This window comes from Nocardia sp. NPDC006044, assembly GCF_042871115.1.
GTDB lineage: Bacteria > Actinomycetota > Actinomycetes > Mycobacteriales > Mycobacteriaceae > Nocardia.
On the sequence record NZ_JBIAID010000001.1, the window covers coordinates 2,832,350 to 2,847,865 of the forward strand.

The following is a 15,516-nucleotide window of genomic DNA, read 5'->3' on the forward strand; positions in this document are numbered from 1 at the left end:
CACGGTCTGGGCGCGCGGCTCGGCTCGAAGCGGCCCTATGCGGCGCGAGCATCCCTGGTCCGGGGACGGCCTACACCTCCCTCGGTGCGACTCCGATCGAAACTTTTCCCATCCGGGAGATGTGTGGGTCCGAATAACTGCCAGTACCGGTGAAGGCACGTCAACAAAGGAGATCGGAATGCGATTGGTCGGCGATCGAAGGTCTGGCTTGATGGTTATCGCTGCCGGATCCTTGATCTTCGCCTGCTCAGCCGGCGTCGGTCTGGTCGCTACCGCGGCCGCGGACCCTGGCGGCGTGCCGGGCGTTCTGCACACAGTCGATGCGTCAACGGACAGCAACGAAAGCGCATTGATCGATCAAGCACGAGCGCGGGCGCACGCCGCCGGTGCCATCGCGCGCAAGTATGGGGGAAGTCGTACCCCCAGCGATGACGTGATTGATGTACCGGTTTTCGCCGAGATTGCTGTCCTTGCGGCCGATGCGGCGCGGGATCCCAGTGAGGCCGCGAAGGCTGCCGCTATCGCCGCGGAGACCGCCGCGCGCGCGATACAGCAGAGTGGCTTCAGCGACCGTTTGCAGGACCTGGCCGACGCCGCTGGTGATGCGGCGAGGGCCGCGGCGAAGGCAGCCGCTCACCCCGATGATGTGGAACTGGCCAATGCCGCCACTAAAGCCCAGAACAAGGCGACGAAACTCAGTGACGACAGTGCCAACCCAATTCCCCTGATTCAATCCTGATCGGATGCACGCCCGGTTACCGACGCGCGCAGCCCCTGGCTGCACGCTTCAGTGCGTTCGACCAGCCCGAGATGACTTCCGCCAGTTGACCTTCGGAGGATCCGTCGACCGGACCCTGTCACCCGGTTGACGCAAAACACAATCCAGTGCAGCATCGTGCCGCCACGGAGGGTGCGTCGTTGGTCCGCGGAGCTGGCCGGCCCGCTCTGAGGCCGGCATGCGTGGTCTCCAGTGCGGGAGATATGACACCGCCTTCAGTCGGGCGAGGTCGCCTGGCTGAGGCTATCGGGAGACACGCCCCAGTGCTGCGCCATGGCAACGCTAGCTCGTCGCGGGCTCACTCGCCTCGGGCCGGTGCTGCCGTTCACTCAGCACGAGCGCGCCTGCCGCCAGCAGGTAGAACGGCGACATGAGCAGCAAACCCGATACCGGCGTGGCGCCGTACTCGAGCGACGACATCCCGAGATATCCGCCTACCGCGCCGAGAGCGGCCAGAATACCTGCGGCCCAGCGCGTTCCGAGCCGGGCATACCTGCGCGGCAGCACGAATGCGACTGCGGGCAGCAACACCACGAGGCCGGACTTCGCGGCGTATTCGAGCCATTGCTCGAGCAGCGGCGGCGGCGACAGGGAGTACGCCCCTACGTCGAACGCCGTGGACTCGCCGTGGATCGCCCCGGCGTCGCTGTCCGGCAGCTCCGGGAAGTTCGTATTGAGCACCTGCGGTAATGCGACCAGGACCAGGGTCAACACACGGCAGTAGGTGACGGAGCGCCACCACTGCCTCAGCGACACCATCATGTCTCCGCCCCCCATCCGACCGACTTTCCGCGGGCGACGCTACCCGCGCAGCCCATCCGCCGCGAAATCCGGTACCCGGCCCGCCGAGGTCTTGAAATAATCCCTACTGTCGTTCCGGCGTGGAAAACCACAGGCCAACAACGGGTCCCGGCAGAAGGCACGCCGGGAGGCGAAGATGGATGCTGAAGACTGCGAACGCCCGGGACATCAGAGCTACGACACCCGGAGCTAACCTCGGTGAGCACTGCGGGATCGTTCGCCGACAGCCTTTATTCGGCCAGTAAGACTCTGGGTGTCAGGATCGGATCCCGGATGCGCGGCGATTCGCCAACTCGCCGACACACTCGCTCATCGGCATCCCAGTGCGTTGGCGGCCCGCGTCGCGCAACGGTTTTGGATGGCAAACGCGCGAAACGCCGCAGATGCGGATGTTGCTGAGATCGACTGCTGTGCAACGGGCGGCGATGACCGCTCGCGGTGGGCAGGAGCTCGCCCTGGCGTGTTGGCTGGTTGGGGGACCGTGGGTAGGTGCGCCAGTGCCAGGAGGCTTGCGCCCTGGTAGTCGAGCTGTTCGCTGCCGATCATCGATGGATGAGACGAATAGAAGAGCGAATGGTGCGGCTGGTCGGGCGCGGATCCATGCGGGAGTCCACGTTATGACTGCCGCGGGAACCGTGGCGGCGGCCCATGTGCGGTGGCTGTGGGGCTGGGACCGCAAGCAGGGTGATCCGCCGTTCGACTTCCGCGAAATCCAGGGCGAGTTCTACGACTGGGCAGCCGAGGATGTCCTGCTCTACGACGACGCCGACCCCCAGCATCGGGTGGCCCGCAGTGCCGAGGAATACCGGGCGCAGTGGGAGCCGGTCTTCGACCAGCTGGTGGCGGCGGACCATCGGCTCGCCGAGGGCCCGCATGCGCTGGTGTCTGGAGATCTCGCCGCTTCGCGGTTGGTCTTCATCGCGCGGCTGGTATCCGCCGACGGCACCGAGACCGGCTTGCGCGCAACCAGTTCACTGACATGGCGGCGTGCGGGCACGGGCTGGCGGATCGTATGGGACCACACCTCGTCAGTCATCCTGGATGGGAAAACCCTTGCAGTCCTGATGGACTCGTTGCCAGGTCCGGATCGAGATGATCCATGAAATCGACAATATGGTGCGTTCGGCGAGCCGAGATGATCTCGGCCCGTTGATCTTCCGACAGTGCCGCATGAGCGCGCCGACCGCGCGCCATGCGGCATAGGGGTGCGTCCGTGCCTAGGGCGGCTTGGCCGAGCCGCCCTCCTTCAACGGGCATGTGCGAACGGTTGCTTGGTCGGTTGTGGTGTACAGCGCACGCCGTCGACGGTTCCTTCGCGGCGGGCGGATTACCCGAGCGGCCGCAGTACGTTGGTGGGGAACTGCCCTTGGTAGTTTCCGGGTGGGTCGTATTCGACCACCACGTACGTCCAGCTGTTAGCACCCCTCGCGAGCCCGACCCCTATCCGCTGGGTGTTCTTCCAGACCACTTGGGTGAAATGCCCTGTTGCGCCGGAGTATCCGGGATTGTTGTAATCGTAGTTCTTGATCTCGGCGTACCAAGCGTCGACAGCATCCGTACACGTCACCGTCGTAGCGGGGCTCCCGAAGAGGTTCTCGCCGTATTGGTTGTTGGGTTTGTGCGAAAGTTGTCCGTTGTGCGCCACGGTGTTCGCCCAGTCCTGCGCCACGTTCGTCAACGTCTGGTTCAGCGCCAACGCCGGCGTATTGTGCGAGGCCCGTTTGGCGTTGTGTTCCCGCAAAGCTTCGGTTGCGCAACCGCTCTGTGCGGCTGCCGTGGTCGCATAGACGCTCGAACAGGTCAGTGCCACCGCCGCCATCGCCGTGGACACCATGACCCGGTCGAATCGGCGACGGCCGGCCCTCGTGATCGTGAACATCGCACGCTCCTCGTCTCAGCGGCAATCGTTGCCGCACCGGGGTTCGGATTGTCGAACAGTTGAGGCGATTTCAGTCTCGCGATCATCGCACCCTTGCCTCGGAGTTGTCCGCAACTCAGCATTTGCGCGCGTTGGAACCGATGGCCACCAACGAATCTGGACAGTTACCGAACGCCCCCCCGGTGGCGGGTCAGTTATTCGACTGTCTCGGTAGACATTCGGCGATCCAGGTACCAAAGGCGGCCGCGGCACCATGGCAAGGATCGCCGGAAGCGATCCTGCTCAGGATGTGCTGCCAGGTAGTCACCCAGTTCCCGGCCGTAGCCGAGGCAGACCGTGACGCGGTCGGCGACGATGGCAGCGTACAGCCCGAGGCACTCCTTCCCGTAGGCGTCCAGGACACACGCCATCGTGATCAACACGGCACTCGGCAGACCGCCCACGAGCAGCGCCGCCCCGGCGATGGCCCCGTACCCCAGGATCTGCGCGCCCACAAAGAACGCGTTGGGCATGTCCTTCGGATCGGTCTTGTCACGAGCTCTCACGGCCGTGACCGCGATTACCAGCACCGCCACCACCGCGGCGGCCGACCCCGTCACGACCGCAGCGGGCGTGCGATACAGGGCCGGCAACCGACGGGGTATGACGGGCCGACCAGGTTCAGTCCCAGTCCCCAGGCGCACTGCATGGGCAGGTCACGAGGTGCCGGTTCGATCAAATCCTTGCTGTTCAAGATGATCTTCGCGCGCGGGCTGGAAATCACACCCGTTCTCGGCGCGTCGCCGACCACCAACGAATACTTCGCGCTGTCCACTCCGGCCGCGTGCGCGACCGTGGTCCACGCGGGTGTGAGCAGCGCGGCTTCCTCGGCTGTCGGTGTGCGCATCCGCGAGACGAGCCGCACCCGGGGCCGGTAGCGGGCGATCACGCACCAGATCAGCCAGAACGCCGGAAGGATCCACTGCGGCCACCCCGACTTCCGGTCGAGCCACCCAGCAGCAGTACCGTCACCACCACCAGCGGCAGGCTGACCAGCAGTTGCGTCACGAAACTCACGCTGCGCGATCGCCGTAGCCACGACAGGTCCGCCAGCGTGGCGGCCCCTCCCTTTGTGCTCACCTGTCGATCATCCGGCGAACATGCCCGCGCCACAACAGTTTTCGCTGATATACTCCGAGGTTCTCGGCTGTTCCGAGGTCGAGTCATAATCTACGCGTCGATCAATCGTCATAGTCGGCACTGCAGCGCGTTGAAAGGCTCTGTAGGCCAGACGATCTGGACGGCCCGTTCAACGCGCACCAGACGGGAATAACCGAGGATTCCGCCACAATCGCCGGGCAATCGGGAGGTTGATCACTGTGCGCGACAGGGCCTGCGATGCACGGCTCGTCGGCACTACACGACTTTCTAGGTCACCCTCTGCTGCGGACATGAGATGCGCTGTGTTGCAATGGTTCTCACTCGCCCAGAAACCCGGTGCACAGTTCGCCGGGCCGCGCAGCAGCCCGCTGACTAAACTTTGGCACGTGCCAGGCTTTCACTCGATCTCCCGCGCCGGTATCGCATGAGGGCCGTCGTGTACGACCGCTACGGCGGCCCCGAGGTGTTGTCGATCGCGGATATTCCAACGCCGTCGCCGGCGCCGAAACAGGTACTGGTCCAGGTGCATGCGACGTCGATCAACCTCTCCGACTGGGAGACGCTGCGGGGGACGCCGCTGTATTCGCGCCTCGGCGGACTCCGGTCTCCCGGCCGCCCGGTTCTCGGATCCGATATCGCCGGACGGGTCGAAGCCGTCGGCTCCGAGGTCACCCTGTTCGCGCCCGGTGACGAGGTCTACGGCGACAATCTGATGCTCAAGGGCGGATTCGCGGAATATGCGGTGGCTCCCGAATCGGCGCTGGCCCGCAAACCGGCGTCGCTGAGCTTCGCCGAAGCGTCGACCCTGCCCCAAGCCGGAGCGATCGCCCTACAGGGTACGGCCGATATCGCTGCCGGAATGTCGGTGTTGATCAACGGAGCGGGCGGTGGATCGGGAGCGTTCGCGATCCAGTTGGCCAAGCACGCCGGGGCACATGTGACCGCGGTCGACAACGCCGACAAGCTGGCGTTCATGCGCACGCTCGGCGCCGACGAGGTAATCGACTATCGCGTCGAGAACTTCACCCGCACCGGACCATACGACCGAGTACTCGACCTCGTCGCCCACCGGTCGGTCTTCGCCTACCGCAGGTCGGTCGCCCGCGGCGGCCGGTACCGCTGCGTCGGCGGCAGCACAGGCGCGCTGCTGCGGATGACGACGGTCGGCGTGCTCGCCGGACTGGTCACCGGGCGTTCACTCGGAGTCCTCGCGGTGAAGGAAGGGCCCGAGCACTTCACGCCCCTCGCAGAGGCGTGCGTCGCAGGACAGATCGGGATCCACGTCGACCGCACCTTCTCGCTCGACGAGACCGCGAAAGCGCTTGCTTACGTGGGTACGGGGTGTGCCCTCGGCAAAGTGGTGGTCCAGATCCGCTGATTGGCCGTCGCCCCTCCTTCAGGAATGGTCGCTTCGATCAATCCGTTGGCGCGCAAGATATTCGGCACTCCAGTGTGTCGAAAGCTCTGTCAGCCAGACGATCTGGACGGCCCGTTCAACGCGCGCCGGGCGGCATGAAGGTGCGTACGTCAGCTCGTTTCGTTCACCGACCAGTGCGCGGTCCAGTCTGCAAGCGGAATCGGCGGTGTCAGGTCGCTCGACACCCCGAGGTCCGCCCTGGCTTGTCTGTAGAACTCGTATCGGGCGTTGACCGCAGCGTCGTACAGCTCCTCGAAGCGTGACGATCCTCCGGCAGAGTCAGGAGCGAGTATCGCTCCGATTCGCCAAACCGAGGATTGCCACTCCCGAGCGGCGTCGATCACTCGAGGCGCGCCGATCAGTTGGACGATCGCGAAGCGCTCGGTGCGGGTGTGTTCGGCCGCGGCCAGTAGGGTGAACAGCTCGGAAAGTTCTGTAGTGCCGGTGTTTTGACCCGGGTACACACCCTTGGCATTCGCGATTTTCAGGTACAGGATCGTTTCCGCTTTGACCGCCGAGGCGTACTCCGCGTACACCGTCTGGCGCCGCTCGTCCCACCGGACCGCCTGGGTTCGTTTCCATCGCACGAGCTCGGCCACGAATCCGCCCGCGAACGTGAGCACTCCACCGACGAGAACTCCGATCAGTGGCAAGTATTGGGACACTACGAGATTCCTCCCCACTGCGGGAAATAGGACCGCGACAGTTTGCCCTGAGTCCCTCGTATTCCCGCATCCCCAATGATCACCCCGGTTCCGCCTGCGCGCACGTCGGCAATGGGTGTGCTCGCGCGGCGCGTAGATCAGGACTCGGGTCGACAGCGCGGCGAGGGTGTCTCGATCCGCCGGCGATCGTTTCTTGAAGAGGTTGTCCTGGAACGTATTCAGTGCCGCGTCCAACTCGTCGAGCCGGGGAAGTCCTCATGGAGGTCGATGATCCATTGCGGGCGCACGGCGCCATGCTATTCGGCCCTGTCGCTGAAAGATTCTGCCGGCCAAGGGCTTCAGTTGTGTTGACCACGCGGGAATCCGCATGATGGTGCGTCGGCCGAACCTTCGACTACTGACACCCGGCCGGTGTTCAGCCCGGGAACGCGTCGCCTGCCGCCCCGAGGCGTGCCGTGGCCGTTGCCACCGTCGCGAGCCGACCGTAGTCCAGCGTCTCCGGCACGTCCGACGCCCGGTGGTAGTGCGCGTTGCGGAAGTTGGCTGTGCCCGTGAGCATCAGCGCCGGGATCCGCCGGTTCCAGAACGCCGCGTGGTCGCTGCGGCCCAGGTGACCGAGGGCCGGGACGGCGAGGCCGATCGCCGCGCCCAGCGGTCCGTCCGGGCGGGGGTCGCGCAGCAGCACGGCCGGGAGCGCGGGATCGGCCCGTGCTGCCGCTGCGCGCCAGAGTTCGGCCGCGCGCTGCGAGGAGCGCCGGTGCACCACCAGCGTGAAGTCGCCGCGGTGCCCGGCCTGCTGTACCTGTGCGACCGCCGGGCCGAAGGCCAGCCCCGCGCCCTTCGGCAGCCGCTGGGTTCCCGGCGCGTCGGCGAAGTAGCCGACGGACTCCAGGCAGACCATGCCCGCGACGGGCCGCGAGCGGGTCGGTGTACGGGCGGCCGCGCGGGCGCCGACCAGGCCGACCTCCTCGTGGTCGAAGACCATCAGGGTCACCGCAGGCCGCTCGGGCCGGGGCGCGAGCAGCCGGGCCACCTCGAGGACGACGGCAACGCCCGAGGCGTTGTCGTCGGCGCCCGGCGAGCCGTACACGGTGTCCAGATGGGCGCCGATCACCACGGTCGGCCCGGGGGCGGCGCCCGGCAGTTCGGCGCGCAGGTTCGCGCCGGTCAGTCGCGGGTGGACTCGCACCTTCAGGGGCAGAGCCCGGTTTCCGTGCCGGTCCGTGCAGCCGACCGTCCAGCGGGTGGTGAACGGCTCCCGGTGCACCTGCCAGCCGGCGCCGGCCAGTTCACCCGCCACGTACTCCTCTGCCAGAATCATCGCCTCCGGCGCGTGCCGGCGACTGCGCGGCCCGGCGGCGAGCACCTCGACGTCATGCCGCAGCCGGGCGGGGTCGGCGGGTCCTACGTCCTCAGCCATGTCCGCAGTGTAGGCACGACGACCGCCGCCCGTTCCCGGCGCAATCCATCACCCACGCGTCAGCTCGAAAATCTGCCTTCGGCGGTCAAGATCGAATCTTGACTGAATCGGACGCACATCGGCATGGGCGCGCGTTGGAAGCTCTGTCCAGCAGGCAATCTGGAAGGCAAGCTCCTCACCCAACGGTCTTCCAGTTTGATCGGGTTTGGCCCGATCGGCTGATGCCTGAACCGAACTGGCTGGTCCACCCGCTGCGGATAGGAGCCGTATATACCTGTTCTGCGATATACGCTCGCCGCCGCCAATCGGCTCGCCGTGATCCTGCGTCGGAAGGGAGGTTCCGAGCGGCCCGGAGTGTTCGACAGCCTGGAATCAGCACTTCTTCCAAGCAAAGTGATAAGTGGTATTGACGCTGCCGTCCGGGGAATTCATCGTAATAGAGCTGGTGGTCTCTGTCGGATCCGAGGTGCCCGCATAGACTCGCAACTGCGTATTTATGTTGAAATTTCGATTTTCTCCGCAGGGCAGGTAAACGATCTCCCCGGCCTCGGGTTTGTCCGTCGCCTGCCAAGCGTCATTGAGCGGACCCTTGAAGTTGTGGTCGGCGAAGTCGGTCGACGAGTCGCCCTGGAAGTAGTACCTCGCCGCCTCCATTGCGGTCGCGCCCTGTTCCAGATGCGCGAAGCCACGGTAGTCCGCCTGCGCAATCCCGTAGGTGAACCCTTGCGGGACATGAACTCTCAGGTTGAGCTGACAGTTCTTGCGGAAGTCGTACGGCCTGGCGCCCACGCCTACCCGTGCGGTGTACCGACTGGTGGTGACCGTAAAAGCCGTGTTGTCGGGCAGGACCTCAACCGCCGCGGTTCCCTGCGGACAACCGGATCCATTGACCGTCACGACGTCGATGGCAACCTTGTCCGGCGGCGCGGGCACGGCCCGATCCGGTATCGGCGCACCAGAAGCCAGTGAACCCGATATCGGTGTCGCGATTGCGAATACGGCAGCACTGAGGACGGCAAGTTTCTTATACATGAATTCCCTCACAATGGGCAGAGTAATGGGTTTACCCTCACTGTAAGCTTTGACGCCCGCCCGGAATCCCCAGCGGAAGTGGGGAGCATTGAGAAACCTCTCGGCGAACAATCTGGCCGGACATCACGATCGATTGCACTGGTCGGCGAGTTCGAATTCGGGCGGCCACCAAGCGAATTGACACCGCACGCCGTCCCCGGCCTCGCCGTAGCTCCCGAGTCACCCGACACGCGCGCCGACGTTTCGTGTGATGCGTACGAACCATCACGTAATCGGCAATATGCCACGACCGGCCATCGCGCGGGTCGCGGCAGCGCAGTGCCTTCCCCGCCCGAAGATCTCGACGAAGCTCTGCCCAGCATGTAAAAACGCAGATCATCGACAACGCGAAACCGATTCAGCCGTAAAGTAACCCCGTCCATCCGGCCCCGTCGTCACGGTCGGTTGCGCGGCAATCGACTGGTAGACCTCCGGCGGACAGTAGGCACGATCACGTACTTCTCGAGCCACACGCGCGTCATGCTAGCCCGATGCCGCCCACGTATGCCCGTACATCGACGCACTGAATTCGGCATGGGCGAGTGCCGGGAAGCGATGTCAGCCAACCGGTTTGGAAGGTCGACCAACTCCCGGGATATGGCATCTATGGATGTTCGGTTCTGTGCAGGCCGCTCTGCGGGACCGATCCGGTTCCTTAACTCGGCGAATCTGATCGGTTGTGAGTGTCGAGCAGCTGGACAATCTCCAGGAGTTGACCGAGATCATCGAATCGTCCGGACGCGATGTAGCCGCGCAGCCGCGCGGTCGGAATGGAGATGACGACCCGTACCTGGTTGCTGAGCGACCCAGGAAGAGCCCGATCCTCGTTGCTGGGATACGTGGTGATGTGGATGGTTCCGTGCCGCGTCTCGAAGATCTCAGTAGTGCGGGCGACATCGGAGCCATGGCCGGTGAACGGAGCCAGCTCCCCGGTCCCGGTGCGGCCAGATGCACCGACCGATCGCAGGGCAAAGGCCAGTCGGATCAGATTGTCGCCGTGCGAAAGACCCTGTGGTCGTGGTGCTTGGCCCCGGTGACGGCGGTTGTAGCGTTGTGCCGCCTCATGTGTAATGAAACCGATGTAGTGGAACTGCACGCCTTGGTCCATCAACGCGGTGAACAAAACCTCGGGACCGAATGCGTCAGCCGATGCTGTCACGCCGATAGGATATCCGCTCGTCGCCATGAGCGCGTGTTGGAAGGCGCGGGAGCAGGGCAGGGGCAGCAGGCAACTTCAGTGAGCCCGCCCGCGAAGCTCCGCATCGAGCGAGGCGGATCAGTGCTGGATCAATCCGCCGACCGGCGTGGGTGGCACATGACCGGTTGGCGGAAACGTCTGTGCCAGAGTCAGGCCCGTATCGACAAGCGACGACCGGCGCAGGTGCACCACCTGGGTAGTCGCAGTCCAGGTCGGCTCGACGGTGGCCCCATTCGATTCGGCTCTGAGGCTTCCGCTGATGACGCGAACGAGATAGAAGATTCCAACGTTCTGATGTTCGGAACCCGCACGGGCGACGGCTGCGGGAATCACCCTCGAATCCACGCCCAATAGACGTTCGACGACCCCGTTGTAGCCAGTCTCCTCGCAAAGCTCCCGGGTTACCGCATCGAAAGGATCCTCCCCGTGCTCGACCCCACCACCCGGAAGCGTCCAGGTGGTTTCGCCGTTCCCGGCGACATGACGAGCAAGCAGCACACGGTCCTCTTCGAGGCAGACGGCGTAAGCCGCCAATCTGAAACTCACCCGGCGCAGCCTAACGCGAGGCCCGGATCGCTCTGCTAGGCAGGAACTTCCTGCCTGCGCTACACGTCGGGGCCCCGCTGGTCGCGATCAGCGGCACGTTGTGCATAAGGGCAACGCCTTGTGTCGGTCGGCTGATCGACGGAGGCCACGCCCGGCGCCTAGGACAGGACGCGGGTCAACAGCGCGGCGAGGGTGTCTCGATCTGCCGGCGATAGTGCCTTGAACAGGTTGTCCTGCACCGTGTTCAGTGCCGCGTCCAACTCATCGAGCCGGTGTCGCCCGCGTTCGGTGAGGGTGATCAGGTTGCGGCGGCGGTCCGTCGGGTCGGCCGCGCGTTCTACATGGCCTTGGCGCGCGAGTTCGGCGAGCATGGCATGCATGTCGCTCTGGTCGATTCCACATCGCTGGCCGATGAGCACCTGACTGCTCGGGCCGAACTCCTCGACCGCGGCGAGGATGGCGAAGTGATAGGCGCGGGCGTCGGCCGTGGCCATGGCTTCCCCCACGAGCTGATGGGCCTTCACCGAAGCCTTGTTCATCAACCAACTAAGTTTGCCGCGCAGTCGGGTGGGGGCCTCGATCTCCATGAACGGATCCTAGCCAATTCCTTGGTTGGCCCCAGTAATTGCGATACTCTTGGGTGCACCAAGCTTGGTCTGACCAAGCAATATCGGAAGGTCGAGAGATGTCACTCACCCTGAACGAAGCACGCGATATCAGCCTCCGCGTGCGTGAGCATGCCGAACTGCTCGGTGTGTCGATCACCGTTGCGATCGTCGACGCCGGCGGGCATGTGCGGGTTCTCGAACGCATGGACGGAGCATCGCCGTTGTCGGCTCGGGTCGCACCGGCCAAGGCCTCGAGCTGCGTGCTGTTCCATCGCGACGGCCCTGACCTGGCCAAGATGCAGCAGGCCTGGCCTACCGTGTTCGCACAGATAGATCAGATAGCCGGGGCGCCCATCATCGCCGGCGCGGGTTCTCGACTGATCCGCCGCGACGGCGTAATCGTCGGCGCGCTCTCGATCAGCGGAAGCACCCCCGCGCAGGACGACGAGATTGCCGACGCCGCACTCGGTCTCACGCCGGCACCGGCGTCCGGTTAACGAGCAGCGGAACCGTTCTCGTGCCGTATCCCACTGCCCGCCAATGGATTACGGCACGTAACGAGTTTACACAAACTGGAACCCGGCAGCTAACGGGGTCGAGCGGTTGTCATGCGACATTTGCGGTGAACCCTGTTGCGTGCGTTGGCCGATTCAGTCGGCGCGATCAGCCGCATCCGCGTTTCAGCATCCGACGTGGATGTTGTCGTAGTCGACACCGTCTGGCGCACCGGCCAGGCCGAGGTCGCGGTCCTCCCAGGGGCCAAGGCCCGCGCAACGCGGCACATTGCCATCCCAGAACATCGAATACGTGATTTCGAGGTAGTTTGGCGAGCAATTTCCATACCAGGCGTCGCCGTTGTACAGATGCTTGCCGCACACGATCTGCACTTCCTTGGTGGCCGACGGCGCGGCCGCCGACTCAGGTGCGGCGACCGCAAGTGCAACTGCAAAGCAGGCTGCGCTCGCGATCGTGGCAAACCCCGGGTTTCCCCAGATGTTTTGCATGGTCACCTCTATATCCGGTATTGGCGCCCTATTATTCGTAGAAGCCTGGCGAGCAAACCCGGCTTCCGGGGCGTATTCCACCGTCCTCACCCCTTCGGCCTAGCGCCACCCGTCATGCATAGGATCGCCGAAGCGTGACCCGCACATCGAGCCTGCGGCGGATAGCACCCGCGTAACCTTCCAGTATCCAGCGCGAGTAGCGGTGGCACCAGACCCAAAGTATCTCTACATCGGCACCTCCAGCTGAGCTTCGAAAAGTGGACCCAGCGCGCCACATATTCGGCATTGGCGTACGTTCGGCAGAGCGCGTCCCGAAATGCGCTGCTGGACAACTGATCACGAGGAACTGGTGTAGGTGACCTCTCGACGGATACCTACACCAGTTCCTCGTGATCAATCGACCAGCAACCGAGCCGATCGCAGCCGGGCCGAACGTCCGGATCGCGGCATGTCCGCGGGTTGCCGAGCCCGGGACGAGGAGCTCGGAGGGGTGTGGTGTGCGCGCCTACCGCCGAAAGAGGTTGTCAGTAGGCGGCATTGACTCCGTACTCGGCCTGGGCGCGCGTGAAGCCCTCGTACACCAGCTGATCGATCAGTCCGGACCGAGAGAACGAGATGTACTCGAGATACTGCTTGGCGCTCTTCGCCGCCTGCTCGTTCCAGTCCACATTCAAGCTGTCCACTGCGAACGTAGCGTCTGCGGTGGAGAAACCTTCGTACTCGAGCTGGTGGATCAGACCGCTACGGGAGAAGGCAGAGTAGGCGAGGTACTGCTGGGCAGACCGGATGGCGTTGCGCTGGCTGGAGGTGATGTCCAGCTCGGCCGGTGAGAATTCGACCGGGAGGGTTGATACGGGTGCCGCGATATCCGGCTGAGCGGCCTCGGCCGCTGCCAGAGTGCCGCTCCATATGGGTGCCGCCAGGGCGAGAGCCAGTACCGGGGTGCCGACCAGCCACACCCACTTCTTCTGCTTCCCCGGCGCGTCCGCGGGCGACAGGTAGCTTGGCTGCGGGACGGGAAACGGCATGGTCATCTGGTACTCCTGCTCTGCTTATTACGCCGGGGTCGCCGTCCGCAAATGATTCGAGGCAACTCCAGCGGAACGGACTGGGGACCACCACAGGACGACAACAACAAGAAGCCTATGGATGACGCGCCCCCACCACAGTCATTCGAACGACCTACCCCGGTAAACCCCGGAGGTTCAGGCCGATCGGGCAGCCCCGGGCGGTGAGCCAGCCGAACGCACTCAACTCGTTATGAAGGCGTTGAGAAGTGCTGTCAGCAAACTGTTCTGGTGGCAGTGTCAGTGATCGGAATGGCAACGGGCGCTTTGGCGCTCCCCGATTGCCGGCGTCCTGACCGCTCAACCCTGTCCGGTTCGTCGAGGTCGGGTGGCATGGCACGATGGGCCGGTGTCCGACATGTCCTGGCTCAGCAATCAATACTCTGCGCGCAAGCAGGCGGCCGAAGCTCAGGTTACGCAGTGGGTTCCCTACTCCGGCACGGCGTACTCGGTCGACCCGCTCCATTTCCTGGTCAACCGGTTTGCGGTCGGTGAACGCCTGACCAGCGACGAGGGCGCCACCTGCTGGTATGGGCAGGACGACACCGGCCGGATATGGGTGGAACGCTGCGCCGCGTCGATCGGGGGACAGCACTACGAGACGTTCTTCACCCATGGTGGGCTCGGCACCGAAGAACTGGCGCTCTATACCGATTCCCCGGATAAATCGGCCATCCGGTTCGAAAGTTTCGCCTACAACAACGAGGGCCGGTTGGCCGTATCGCAGTGTCGCGCGACAGGTGGCAGCGGACTGTCCCGATTCCACTACACGGCCGGACGTCTTACGCGGGTCGACGAGGAATATTCGAATGGCGAACCGATACAGATTCAGGTCACCTACGACGGCAACGATGAGATCAGCCTGGTGATGCGAGGCCCGGAGGTCGCCTACCGCGCGCTGCCCCCAGGCAGAACTCTCGAAGACATCGAACGCGCCTTCGTCGACCGGCTTGTCGAGGCGATTCCGGCAGCCGTGGCGGCCGACCCCCCGCCGGTCACACCCGCGTGCGTTGTGCTGTCCTATTCACCGGGGCAATTCAACATCCTGCCCCCTGTGCTGATGTTCCCGATGGAGGAGGGCGACGAAGGCGTCGCCGCTCTCCTCGCCGACGCCGAATACCACGAAATCGTCGTTGCGCGCGAAGATGCCGCAGAACTCTACGAACTCGCCGATTACCTCGACCGGACACGACTGTCCGACGACCGGCTGCGTGCGTTGCTGATCCAGGTATGCCGCCGCCTCGAACCGACCGACTGGGCATTCGCCGTCGCCGACGGATTTCTGGTGTTCGCCTCCGACCTGGAACAGGTCGATCTGGCCGACAACTTGCAGGCCGTCACCACAGCGGCCCGGACCGCGCATGTCCTGACCCTGGCCGGGTTGGCGTAACCAGGGGGACTCGCGACACGCCGCCGGTCCGCCGAGCCTGGTCGTCGACGATGCGCGGCTACTCTGCTCGCGGAAGTTTCCGGCGGGATCGATAAGGAGGAATCGTGCAGGGGATCAAGAGGTTTGCCGCGATCTGGAGTGCAGGGCTGGCGCTGGCCACCGTTATCGGCCTCGCCGCTGGTCCGGCGTCGGCCGGGCGCAGTGTGCTCACCAATGCCGACGACGGACACTCCCAGGTGGTCGAGGTCGGCGGCTCTGTCGAGGTTCGCCTCAACGCCTACCGCGACGACGGACTGAGCTACAGCTGGGCAGTCCCGGTCTCCGATGACGCCGCGGTCTTGGCCCGCACCAAAGGTTCCACGACCCCGAACGGAGGCGCGACAGCGGTCTTCCACGCAAACGAGCCCGGCACGGTCACCATCACCGCGCAGCGAAACTGCCGGCCCAGCTCGGACAAAACCTGTCCGACGAGTCTCACGCCATGGAAGGTCACGATCACCGTGAATTGACGGCAAACCGGCGCGGACCGCCG

At 64.7% G+C, this 15,516-nt stretch carries 19 protein-coding genes; 7 read left to right on the forward strand and 12 right to left on the reverse strand.

Annotated features, from left to right (window positions below; translation table 11 throughout):
• Positions 1 to 178: 178 nt before the first annotated feature.
• Positions 179 to 739, forward strand: coding sequence for a hypothetical protein (locus tag ACFYO1_RS13140; RefSeq protein ID WP_387230156.1), 561 nt, complete (start codon positions 179 to 181; stop codon positions 737 to 739).
• Positions 740 to 1,060: 321 nt separating this feature from the next.
• Here ACFYO1_RS13140 and ACFYO1_RS13145 read toward each other — a convergent pair whose 3' ends face one another.
• Positions 1,061 to 1,540 carry a hypothetical protein gene (locus ACFYO1_RS13145; protein WP_387230158.1) on the reverse strand — a complete coding sequence of 160 codons (480 nt, stop codon included), beginning with the start codon at positions 1,538 to 1,540 and terminating at the stop codon, positions 1,061 to 1,063.
• A gap of 656 nt (positions 1,541 to 2,196) precedes the next feature.
• Here ACFYO1_RS13145 and ACFYO1_RS13150 point away from each other — a divergent pair.
• Entirely contained in the window at positions 2,197 to 2,682 is a 486-nt protein-coding gene (locus tag ACFYO1_RS13150; RefSeq protein ID WP_387230160.1) for a YybH family protein, read from the forward strand.
• Positions 2,683 to 2,906: 224 nt separating this feature from the next.
• On the opposite strand, the gene ACFYO1_RS13155 is transcribed toward ACFYO1_RS13150, so the two are convergent.
• Both ACFYO1_RS13155 and ACFYO1_RS13160 read right to left on the reverse strand, forming a co-directional pair.
• Complete coding sequence (locus tag ACFYO1_RS13155; RefSeq protein WP_387230162.1) at positions 2,907 to 3,458, reverse strand: CAP family protein; 552 nt, start codon at positions 3,456 to 3,458, stop codon at positions 2,907 to 2,909.
• A gap of 194 nt (positions 3,459 to 3,652) precedes the next feature.
• A complete protein-coding gene (locus ACFYO1_RS13160; RefSeq protein WP_387230164.1) occupies positions 3,653 to 4,057 on the reverse strand; it encodes a hypothetical protein in 405 nt (134 codons plus the stop codon).
• 87 nt (positions 4,058 to 4,144) lie between these two features.
• Between ACFYO1_RS13160 and ACFYO1_RS13165 the strand changes: the two genes are divergently transcribed.
• On the forward strand, positions 4,145 to 4,375 hold the full coding sequence (locus ACFYO1_RS13165; RefSeq protein WP_387230166.1) for a hypothetical protein: 231 nt from the start codon (positions 4,145 to 4,147) through the stop codon (positions 4,373 to 4,375).
• A 19-nt stretch (positions 4,376 to 4,394) separates the two neighbouring features.
• Here ACFYO1_RS13165 and ACFYO1_RS13170 read toward each other — a convergent pair whose 3' ends face one another.
• Positions 4,395 to 4,577, reverse strand: a complete 183-nt coding sequence (locus ACFYO1_RS13170) for a hypothetical protein (protein ID WP_387230168.1) — start codon at positions 4,575 to 4,577, stop codon at positions 4,395 to 4,397.
• A gap of 445 nt (positions 4,578 to 5,022) precedes the next feature.
• Between ACFYO1_RS13170 and ACFYO1_RS13175 the strand changes: the two genes are divergently transcribed.
• Positions 5,023 to 5,976, forward strand: a complete 954-nt coding sequence (locus ACFYO1_RS13175; RefSeq protein WP_387230170.1) for an NAD(P)-dependent alcohol dehydrogenase — start codon at positions 5,023 to 5,025, stop codon at positions 5,974 to 5,976.
• Between the two features lie 149 nt (positions 5,977 to 6,125).
• Here ACFYO1_RS13175 and ACFYO1_RS13180 read toward each other — a convergent pair whose 3' ends face one another.
• From ACFYO1_RS13180 to ACFYO1_RS13205, 6 genes are all read right to left on the reverse strand, one after another.
• Positions 6,126 to 6,614, reverse strand: coding sequence for a hypothetical protein (locus ACFYO1_RS13180; protein WP_387230172.1), 489 nt, complete (start codon positions 6,612 to 6,614; stop codon positions 6,126 to 6,128).
• Between the two features lie 481 nt (positions 6,615 to 7,095).
• Complete coding sequence (locus tag ACFYO1_RS13185; protein ID WP_387230174.1) at positions 7,096 to 8,100, reverse strand: M28 family peptidase; 1,005 nt, start codon at positions 8,098 to 8,100, stop codon at positions 7,096 to 7,098.
• A 372-nt stretch (positions 8,101 to 8,472) separates the two neighbouring features.
• The gene (locus ACFYO1_RS13190; protein WP_387230175.1) at positions 8,473 to 9,144 is read right to left on the reverse strand and encodes a DUF4360 domain-containing protein; all 672 of its coding nucleotides are present in this window, start codon (positions 9,142 to 9,144) and stop codon (positions 8,473 to 8,475) included.
• A gap of 682 nt (positions 9,145 to 9,826) precedes the next feature.
• Positions 9,827 to 10,357 (reverse strand): hypothetical protein, encoded by a 531-nt coding sequence (locus tag ACFYO1_RS13195; RefSeq protein WP_387230177.1) that lies wholly within the window; start codon positions 10,355 to 10,357, stop codon positions 9,827 to 9,829.
• Between the two features lie 90 nt (positions 10,358 to 10,447).
• A complete protein-coding gene (locus tag ACFYO1_RS13200) occupies positions 10,448 to 10,915 on the reverse strand; it encodes an NUDIX hydrolase (protein ID WP_387230178.1) in 468 nt (155 codons plus the stop codon).
• Positions 10,916 to 11,073: 158 nt separating this feature from the next.
• Positions 11,074 to 11,502: a MarR family winged helix-turn-helix transcriptional regulator gene (locus ACFYO1_RS13205; protein ID WP_387230180.1), complete on the reverse strand. Its 429-nt coding sequence runs from the start codon at positions 11,500 to 11,502 to the stop codon at positions 11,074 to 11,076.
• A 98-nt stretch (positions 11,503 to 11,600) separates the two neighbouring features.
• Between ACFYO1_RS13205 and ACFYO1_RS13210 the strand changes: the two genes are divergently transcribed.
• A complete protein-coding gene (locus ACFYO1_RS13210) occupies positions 11,601 to 12,020 on the forward strand; it encodes a heme-binding protein (protein WP_387230182.1) in 420 nt (139 codons plus the stop codon).
• A 183-nt stretch (positions 12,021 to 12,203) separates the two neighbouring features.
• Here ACFYO1_RS13210 and ACFYO1_RS13215 read toward each other — a convergent pair whose 3' ends face one another.
• Both ACFYO1_RS13215 and ACFYO1_RS13220 read right to left on the reverse strand, forming a co-directional pair.
• A complete protein-coding gene (locus ACFYO1_RS13215; protein WP_387230183.1) occupies positions 12,204 to 12,527 on the reverse strand; it encodes a hypothetical protein in 324 nt (107 codons plus the stop codon).
• A gap of 524 nt (positions 12,528 to 13,051) precedes the next feature.
• Positions 13,052 to 13,561 carry an Ltp family lipoprotein gene (locus ACFYO1_RS13220; protein ID WP_387230185.1) on the reverse strand — a complete coding sequence of 170 codons (510 nt, stop codon included), beginning with the start codon at positions 13,559 to 13,561 and terminating at the stop codon, positions 13,052 to 13,054.
• Positions 13,562 to 13,943: 382 nt separating this feature from the next.
• On the opposite strand from ACFYO1_RS13220, the gene ACFYO1_RS13225 reads away from it, so the two are divergent.
• Both ACFYO1_RS13225 and ACFYO1_RS13230 read left to right on the forward strand, forming a co-directional pair.
• Positions 13,944 to 14,984, forward strand: coding sequence for a hypothetical protein (locus ACFYO1_RS13225; RefSeq protein ID WP_387230187.1), 1,041 nt, complete (start codon positions 13,944 to 13,946; stop codon positions 14,982 to 14,984).
• Between the two features lie 104 nt (positions 14,985 to 15,088).
• Entirely contained in the window at positions 15,089 to 15,493 is a 405-nt protein-coding gene (locus ACFYO1_RS13230) for a hypothetical protein (RefSeq protein ID WP_387230189.1), read from the forward strand.
• Positions 15,494 to 15,516: the final 23 nt, after the last annotated feature.

Excerpts from the sequence above, each read along its gene's own strand:
- ACFYO1_RS13140 (WP_387230156.1), top strand. The coding sequence starts at position 179 with ATGCGATTGGTCGGCGATCGAAGGTCTGGCTTGATGGTTATCGCTGCC.
- ACFYO1_RS13145 (WP_387230158.1), bottom strand. The coding sequence starts at position 1,540 with ATGATGGTGTCGCTGAGGCAGTGGTGGCGCTCCGTCACCTACTGCCGT.
- ACFYO1_RS13150 (WP_387230160.1), top strand. The coding sequence starts at position 2,197 with ATGACTGCCGCGGGAACCGTGGCGGCGGCCCATGTGCGGTGGCTGTGG.
- ACFYO1_RS13155 (WP_387230162.1), bottom strand. The coding sequence starts at position 3,458 with ATGTTCACGATCACGAGGGCCGGCCGTCGCCGATTCGACCGGGTCATG.
- ACFYO1_RS13165 (WP_387230166.1), top strand. The coding sequence starts at position 4,145 with ATGGGCAGGTCACGAGGTGCCGGTTCGATCAAATCCTTGCTGTTCAAG.
- ACFYO1_RS13175 (WP_387230170.1), top strand. The coding sequence starts at position 5,023 with ATGAGGGCCGTCGTGTACGACCGCTACGGCGGCCCCGAGGTGTTGTCG.
- ACFYO1_RS13185 (WP_387230174.1), bottom strand. The coding sequence starts at position 8,100 with ATGGCTGAGGACGTAGGACCCGCCGACCCCGCCCGGCTGCGGCATGAC.
- ACFYO1_RS13195 (WP_387230177.1), bottom strand. The coding sequence starts at position 10,357 with ATGGCGACGAGCGGATATCCTATCGGCGTGACAGCATCGGCTGACGCA.
- ACFYO1_RS13205 (WP_387230180.1), bottom strand. The coding sequence starts at position 11,502 with ATGGAGATCGAGGCCCCCACCCGACTGCGCGGCAAACTTAGTTGGTTG.
- ACFYO1_RS13210 (WP_387230182.1), top strand. The coding sequence starts at position 11,601 with ATGTCACTCACCCTGAACGAAGCACGCGATATCAGCCTCCGCGTGCGT.
- ACFYO1_RS13215 (WP_387230183.1), bottom strand. The coding sequence starts at position 12,527 with ATGCAAAACATCTGGGGAAACCCGGGGTTTGCCACGATCGCGAGCGCA.
- ACFYO1_RS13220 (WP_387230185.1), bottom strand. The coding sequence starts at position 13,561 with ATGACCATGCCGTTTCCCGTCCCGCAGCCAAGCTACCTGTCGCCCGCG.